Origin of the sequence: Mycobacterium sp. 1165178.9, from assembly GCF_001673555.1 — a bacterium.
Classification (GTDB): domain Bacteria; phylum Actinomycetota; class Actinomycetes; order Mycobacteriales; family Mycobacteriaceae; genus Mycobacterium.
The window spans coordinates 1-3,296 of sequence record NZ_LZMB01000390.1 but is presented as its reverse complement, the minus strand read 5'-3'; the positions used below and the strand labels follow the sequence as shown (position 1 = coordinate 3,296).

At 67.0% G+C, this 3,296-nt stretch carries 4 protein-coding genes and 1 pseudogene; 3 read left to right on the top strand and 2 right to left on the bottom strand.

Annotated features, from left to right (window positions below; all coding sequences use genetic code 11):
* The coding region (locus A5652_RS17090; RefSeq protein WP_156745392.1) for a serine hydrolase at positions 1-274 on the bottom strand (274 nt) is incomplete at its 3' end.
* The gene (locus tag A5652_RS17085; RefSeq protein WP_156745393.1) at positions 274-1,293 is read right to left on the bottom strand and encodes a class I SAM-dependent methyltransferase; all 1,020 of its coding nucleotides are present in this window, start codon (positions 1,291-1,293) and stop codon (positions 274-276) included. The genes A5652_RS17090 and A5652_RS17085, both read right to left, overlap by 1 nt.
* A 142-nt stretch (positions 1,294-1,435) precedes the next feature.
* Here A5652_RS17085 and A5652_RS17080 point away from each other — a divergent pair, with 142 nt between their 5' ends.
* From A5652_RS17080 to A5652_RS27705, 3 genes and pseudogenes are all read left to right on the top strand, one after another.
* A complete protein-coding gene (locus tag A5652_RS17080) occupies positions 1,436-2,521 on the top strand; it encodes an S-(hydroxymethyl)mycothiol dehydrogenase (protein WP_067353802.1) in 1,086 nt (361 codons plus the stop codon).
* Positions 2,521-3,144, top strand: coding sequence for an MBL fold metallo-hydrolase (locus A5652_RS17075; protein WP_067353799.1), 624 nt, complete (start codon positions 2,521-2,523; stop codon positions 3,142-3,144). The genes A5652_RS17080 and A5652_RS17075 overlap by 1 nt, the downstream gene beginning before the upstream one ends.
* A 52-nt stretch (positions 3,145-3,196) precedes the next feature.
* Positions 3,197-3,296 (top strand): annotated as a pseudogene (locus A5652_RS27705) (short chain dehydrogenase); the annotation flags it as partial.

Sequence of the window (3,296 nt, the reverse complement as noted above, 5' to 3'; positions counted from 1 at the left end):
CGGCCAGCACCTGGTCGGAGTGCATCGACAGACCGGAGGTGTGGGCCAGCAGGTGGCGGATGGTCGCGCCCGGCGGCCCGGCGGCCGTGTCGAGGTCGACCGCCCCTTCCTCGATAGCGACCTGCACGGCCCGGGCGGCCAGCGGCTTGGTCACCGACGCCAGCTCGAACACCCGACCGGTGTCGCCGTGGCTCGCCAGCACGCCGCCGGGGCCGACCACCGCGGCGGCGGCCGCCCCGACCGGCCAATCGTCCAGGGTGTCGAGGGCCGCCATCACTTCCTGGCGATGTAGTAGTTGTTGATCGGGTCGGACTCGATCTCCGCCACGGTCACGTCGGCGAAACCGGCATCGCCCAGCATCGAGACGGCCAATTGCGTCCCCCAGGCGGTGCCCAGCCCGGCGCCGTTCAGCGCGAGCGACACCGTCATGCAGTGCATCAGCGACGTCGTGTACAGGTAGGTGCTCATCGGGACGCCGACGTTCTCCTCGAGCCGGCTAGACGCCTTGATGTCGGCCATCAGCAGCACGCCGCCGGGCCGCAGCGCCCGGTAAATGTTTTCGAGGACCTGCGCCGGCTGCGCCTGATCGTGGATGGCGTCGAAGACGGTGATGACGTCGTAGGCGTCCGCCTTGTCCAGATCGGCCAGATTGTGGCTCTCGAAGGCGGCATTGGTCAGGCCCCGCTCCTCGGCTTCCCGGATCCCGGTGGCGATGGCCTGCTCGGAGAAGTCGATGCCGGTGAAGCGGCTGGCCGGGAACGCTTGCGCCATCACGTTGATGGCGTGTCCGCTGCCGCAGCCGAAATCCGCGACCTCGGCTCCGGACCGCAGGCGCTCCACGAGACCGTCGACCAACGGCAGCACCACGTCGACCAACGCGGTGTCGTACACCACGCCGCTCTGCTCGGCCATCAACGCGTGGAAGCGGGGAAACTCGCTGTAGGGCAATCCGCCGCCGGCGCGGAAGCACCCGATGATTTTTTGTTCGACCTCGGCGAGCACCGGAAACAGCAGGGTCACCAGAGCCAGGTTGTCCGGTCCGGCCTCGCGCGTCAGCACCTTGGCGCGCTCCGTGGGCAACGAGTAAGTGGCGGTGTCGGGTTCGTACTCGACGACGCGGCCGGTGGTCATGCCGGCCAGCCACTCTCGGACGTAGCGCTCGTTCAGCCCGGCGGCCGAGGCGATCTGCTCGCTGGTGGAGGGTGCCAGCCCGGCCATCGTGTCCAGCAGGCCGGTCTGATGCCCGATGCTCAGCAACAGCGAGAGGCTGGCGCCGTCGATGGCGGCGGTCATCCGTTCGGTGAATTCTTCGGTGGTTTCCAGAGCCGTCACGCCCAGGGACGCTACACCCGGTAATCGTCGCGCCGGTTGCCAACGGTAAATGGGTGGACAACCCGCCGAGAGATGTATGGCGGCGGTCAGTAGGTTGGAGCCCATGAGTCAGACAGTGCGCGGCGTGATTTCACGTAAGAAGGGCGAACCCGTCGAATTGGTGGACATCGTCGTCCCGGATCCCGGGCCCGGCGAGGCTCTGGTCGACGTCATCGCCTGCGGGGTGTGCCACACCGACCTGACCTACCGCGAGGGCGGCATCAACGACGAGTATCCGTTCCTGCTCGGCCACGAGGCCGCCGGCCGGGTCGAGGCCGTCGGCCCGGACGTAACCGCCGTTGCGCCGGGCGACTTCGTCGTCTTGAACTGGCGCGCGGTATGCGGGCAGTGCCGGGCGTGCAAGCGCGGCAGACCGCACCTGTGCTTCGACACCTTCAATGCCACACAGAAAATGACCCTGACCGACGGCACCGAGCTCACGCCCGCCCTGGGCATCGGGGCTTTCGCCGACAAGACGCTGGTGGCCGCCGGCCAGTGCACCAAGGTCAACCCCGAGGCCGACCCCGCGGTCGCGGGCCTGCTGGGTTGCGGGGTGATGGCGGGGCTGGGCGCGGCGATCAACACCGGTGCGGTCACCCGGGATGACACCGTCGCGGTAATCGGTTGCGGCGGCGTGGGCGACGCCGCCATCGCCGGTGCCGCGCTGGTGGGCGCGCGGCGCATCATCGCCGTCGACACCGACAACGCGAAACTGGACCTGGCCCGCAGGTTCGGCGCCACGCACACCGTCAACGCCCGCGAACTCGACGTGGTCAAGACGATTCAGGACCTCACCGACGGGTTCGGCGCGAACGTGGTGATCGACGCGGTGGGCCGCCCCGAGACCTGGAAGCAGGCCTTTTACGCCCGCGACCTCGCCGGAACCGTTGTGCTGGTTGGTGTTCCGACCCCCGACATGCGCCTGGACATGCCGCTGGTGGACTTCTTCAGCCACGGCGGCTCACTGAAGTCGTCGTGGTACGGCGATTGCCTGCCAGAACGCGACTTCCCCACGTTGATCGACCTGTATCTGCAGGGCCGGCTTCCCCTCGAGAAGTTTGTCTCCGAGCGAATCGGGCTAGACGGCATCGAGGAGGCGTTCGAGAAGATGCATGGCGGCAAGGTATTGCGTTCGGTGGTAATGCTCTGATGGTCGACATCGATCGGGTGGTCACCCACGGCACCTTTGAACTCGACGGCGGCAGTTGGGAAGTCGACAACAACATCTGGCTGATCGGCGACAACTCGAATGTTGTGGTTTTCGACGCGGCGCATGACGCGGCGCCGATCGTCGAGGCGGTGGGCGGTCGCCACGTGGTGGCGGTGGTGTGCACGCACGGCCACAACGACCACGTCACGGTGGCGCCCGAACTCGGCAAGACGCTGGACGCACCTGTGCTGCTGCACCCCGCCGACGAGGTCTTGTGGCGAATGACCCACCCGGACAAGGATTTTCGTACCATATCTGATGGGGAGACGCTGAAGATCGCCGGCACCGAGCTGAAATCATTGCACACTCCGGGCCACTCCCCTGGATCGGTGTGTTGGTACGTGCACGACCTTGGCGTCGTATTCAGTGGCGACACGTTGTTCGCCGGCGGCCCCGGCGCGACCGGGCGTTCGTACTCCGACTTCCCGACGATCCTGGAGTCGATTTCTGGGCGGCTCGGCAGGCTGCCCGGCGAGACCGTCGTGCATACCGGCCACGGCGACAGCACCACGATCGGCGACGAGATCGTGCACTACGAGGAATGGGTCGCCCGCGGACACTAGGTGAGCAAAAGCGCACACTAGGACCCGGACGTACCGGAAAGGAGTGATACGCATGGCGAGCAACCTTGTCCCCACAGTGCCCGATCTCTCTGGAAAATTGGCGGTCGTCACCGGAGCGAACAGCGGTCTGGTGTTCGGACTGGCTCGGCGAC

Bases quoted from the DNA above. Each gene is read 5' to 3' on its own strand.
- A5652_RS17085 (WP_156745393.1), bottom strand. From the start codon at position 1,293: ATGACCGCCGCCATCGACGGCGCCAGCCTCTCGCTGTTGCTGAGCATC.
- A5652_RS17080 (WP_067353802.1), top strand. From the start codon at position 1,436: ATGAGTCAGACAGTGCGCGGCGTGATTTCACGTAAGAAGGGCGAACCC.
- A5652_RS17075 (WP_067353799.1), top strand. From the start codon at position 2,521: ATGGTCGACATCGATCGGGTGGTCACCCACGGCACCTTTGAACTCGAC.